Origin of the sequence: Nostocoides japonicum T1-X7 (genome assembly GCF_001046855.1) — a bacterium.
Lineage (GTDB): Bacteria > Actinomycetota > Actinomycetes > Actinomycetales > Dermatophilaceae > Nostocoides > Nostocoides japonicum.
In genome coordinates this window covers 4651972-4655411 of the sequence record NZ_HF570958.1, presented here as the reverse complement: position 1 = coordinate 4655411, position 3440 = coordinate 4651972, and the positions used below count along the sequence as shown (strand labels likewise).

The following is a 3440-nucleotide window of genomic DNA, read 5'->3' as shown; positions in this document are numbered from 1 at the left end:
GCTCCGCGGCCGGCGGCCCGCCGCTCGCCGGGCGGACCGTCTGCGTCGTCGGCGCCGGGGTCATCGGGGCGTCGTGGACGGCGCTGTTCCTCGCCCACGGGATGCGCGTCGTCGTCCACGACCCGCGGCCGGACGTGCGGCATACGGTCTCCGCGTCGCTCGCCCAGATCGCTTCGACGCTCGCGGCCCTAGGCCTGCCGACCGACGACCTCGAGCGCGGCCTCTCCTTCGAGAGCGACCTCTCCCGCGCCGTGCATGGGGCATGGGTCGTGCAGGAGAACGGACCCGAGCGCGTGGAGTTCAAGCAGCAGCTGTGGGCCCAGGTGAGCGCCGCCGCTCCCGCGGACGCCCTCCTCCTCTCGTCGAGCTCGGCGATCACCGCGACCCGGCAGGGTGCCGAGCTGACCGACGCAAGCAGGCTCCTCGTCGGTCACCCGTTCAACCCGCCGCACCTCATCCCTGTCGTCGAGGTCGTTCCCGGCGAGCGGACCGACCCGGCCGCGGTCGCCGAGGCGATCGCGTTCTACACCGCCCTCGGCAAGACGCCGCGGGTCGTCCACCAGGAGGTGCGCGGCTTCGTCGCCAACCGGCTCCAGCGGGCGATCTTCGCCGAGTGCCTCCTCCTCGTCCAGCAGGGGGTCGTCGACGTCGCCGAGCTCGACGACATCGTGACAGGGTCGGTCGGCCTCCGCTGGGCCGCCGACGGACCCTTCCGCTCCTTCCACCTCGGCGGCGGGCCCGACGGGTTCCGCGGCTACTTCGCGCAGTTCGGGCCCGGCCTGAAGTGGGCCATCGAGAACGAGGAGCGCGTCCACCTCGACGCGGCGCTCGAGGACCTCGTCGTCGCGCAGGCGGAGGCGGCATTCGGCGACCGCTCACACGCCCGGCTCGAGCAGGACCGCGACCGCAAGCAGCTGGCGATCCTCCGGGCGCTCGCCGAGACGACCTCCACGAAGGAGTGACGACCGTGTCCCTGTTCAGCGACCTGAAGGTGATCGACTGCGGGAGCTACATCGCCGCACCGGCCGCGACGACGATCATGGCCGATCTCGGTGCCGACGTCGTCAAGATCGAGCCACCGGGGCCGGGCGACCCCTACCGGGACCTGCCCAGGCTGCCCGGGAACCCCGTCTGCGAGCACGACTACGCCTGGCTCCTCGACGCCCACAGCAAGCGCGGCCTCGCGCTCAACCTCTCCTCGGCCGAGGGTCAGCGGGTCCTCCACCAGCTCGTCGAGAACGCCGACGTCTTCGTCACGAACTACCCGCTCCGCGTCCGCGACAAGCTGCACATCGACTACGCGACGCTCTCTGCGATGAACGAGCGCTTGATCTACGGCTCGTTCACGGGGTACGGCGAGACCGGGCCCGAGGCCGCCAAGCCGGGCTTCGACGCGACGTCGTACTGGGCCCGGTCCGGGATGATGGACCTCGTCCGCGACTCACCGGCGGCCGTGCCGGCCCGGGCCGTCGTGGGTCAGGGCGACCACCCCTCGGCGATGACCCTGTATGCCGGCATCGTGACCGCCCTCTACCTCCGCGAGCGCACCGGACGCGGCACCCAGGTGTCGTCGTCGCTGCTGGCCAACGGGGTCTGGGCGAACAGCTACATGGCGACCGCCGCGCTGTGCGGCGCCGAGTTCATCCCGCGCCCACCCCGGGGCCAGCTGTTCAACGCGCTGAGCTGTCACTACCAGTGCGCCGACGAGAAGTGGCTGCTCCTCACGATCCTCAACGAGGACCGGCACTGGCCGGTCCTCGTCCGCTGCCTCGAGCAGGAGGACCTGCTGACCGACGAGCGGTTCGGCAGCAAGCCGGACCGGCTGCGCAACGCCCGCGACCTCATCGCGATCCTCGACGAGGCGTTCGGGCGTCACGACCGGGCGCACTGGGCCAGGGTTCTCGGCGAGAACGGCATCGTCTTCGACATCGTCGCGGAGTCGGCCGACCTTCCTGATGACGCGCAGCTGCGCGCGGGCGGACTCGTCGCACACTTCCCCGACGACGACCGGGTCGCCACCATCGCGGCTCCGTTCCGTCTCGACGGCGTCGACCCGCTCCCACCGCGGCTCCCGCCGGCCGTCGGCGAGCACACCGACGAGGTGCTCGCCGAGCTCGGCTACGACGCCGCGGCGATCGCCGCTCTACGGGCCGGCGGCGCCGTCTCCTGACGGTTCGGCTCGCATACCGGCGCGCCGCGGCGCGGAGTCCGGGCCCGCTGCCGTCGCCTCGTATCATCGGCGGCAGGTCGGCGCCCGGCCACAGATCGGCCGAGCACCTGGCCGCCGCGTTCCACCTGCTCGCGGAGTCCTTCGACGACGATCCGCTCGGCATCCTCACGTGGCGGAGGCGGTATCCTCCCGTGGCCAGAGTGCGACCGCACTGATCTCCTCGACGCCCTGAGCGCCCTGCGGACCGGCACCCACGCAGCAGACCGCACCGGTACCTCGCAGTCGACAGTCCCGCTGGCGGACTGTCTCGAATCCTTCTTCACCACTCAGGCAGAGATTCCGCGGCGGTCGTCGCCGCCGTCGTCGGCCAGCGACGCTGTGCTCGACCAGCTTCCGCCGCTCGACACCACGGTCCGGGGCACCGCCCTCGTCGACCTTCTCCGACCGGCATACGCCCATCTCACCCAGCCCTGAAGGGGGCCACCTCGACGCCGGCCCGAGGCCGGGTCAGAAGGGTGGAGGCTGGGCGGCTTCCTGTTCGCGTCGTTGCGCGGCCAGACGGGCGGTGTCGGTGGCGGCCTGCCGGGCCACGTACTGCTCGATCCGTGCGATGGTCTCGGCCCAGGCGTCCTCCAGCCAGGAGAACGGGTCGTCCTCGTGGCCGATCCGCCGGGTCCGGGAGGGCTCGAACGCGGCGTCCCCGTCTCCGGGGTCGGCGCTGGCCAGAGTCGGTGGGGCCGGTCGCCCGTCGGGGCGGCCGAGCAGGTCCACCGGCGTGGAGGTCCGCTTCCGCCCGGTCGGGTCTGTGACCTCCAGGGTTCCGTCGTCCAGGAGCCGGGCCGTCCATCCCGGGCGCTGCTTGACCCGATGGTGCCGGCGGCACAGGCATACCAGGTTGTCGGCCGCGGTCGGCCCGGCCGGCCAGGGCCGGACATGGTCCAGGTCGCAGAACCGGGCATTGACACTGCAGCCGGGAAACCGGCACCGCCCGTCCCGAGCCTTCACCCAGGCAACCAGCCCCGCCGGCGGCCGATACGCCGCACTGTCCAGCGCCGGCACCCGATACCGCCGTGATCCCGGGCCGCCGCCGGTGCCGGGCCAGCGGACCGGGTGGGGTGGGCCGGTCCGCGCACCCGTCACCGGGTCACACCCCACGACCGCCACCTCCACCTGCTGTCCCGTCCCGGACAGCAGGCCGGTGACCCACGCCACCCGCACGAAACTGGTCCCCGTCGCGCCACACCCGGCCACCTCCACCAGCCGCCCCTGT

3 protein-coding genes are annotated in these 3440 nt (G+C 72.7%); 2 read left to right on the top strand and 1 reads right to left on the bottom strand.

Translation table 11 applies throughout. The features are described from left to right. Both BN12_RS25885 and BN12_RS25880 read left to right on the top strand, forming a co-directional pair. On the top strand, positions 1–962 hold a 962-nt coding region (locus BN12_RS25885), incomplete at its 5' end, for an FAD-dependent oxidoreductase (RefSeq protein ID WP_083454829.1). A gap of 5 nt (positions 963–967) precedes the next feature. Then, positions 968–2170 carry a CaiB/BaiF CoA transferase family protein gene (locus tag BN12_RS25880; RefSeq protein WP_048556710.1) on the top strand — a complete coding sequence of 401 codons (1203 nt, stop codon included), beginning with the start codon at positions 968–970 and terminating at the stop codon, positions 2168–2170. A gap of 507 nt (positions 2171–2677) precedes the next feature. Here BN12_RS25880 and BN12_RS21130 read toward each other — a convergent pair. Beyond that, positions 2678–3440, bottom strand: a 763-nt coding sequence (locus BN12_RS21130) for an HNH endonuclease signature motif containing protein (protein WP_235432488.1), incomplete at its 5' end; no start/stop codon positions are given.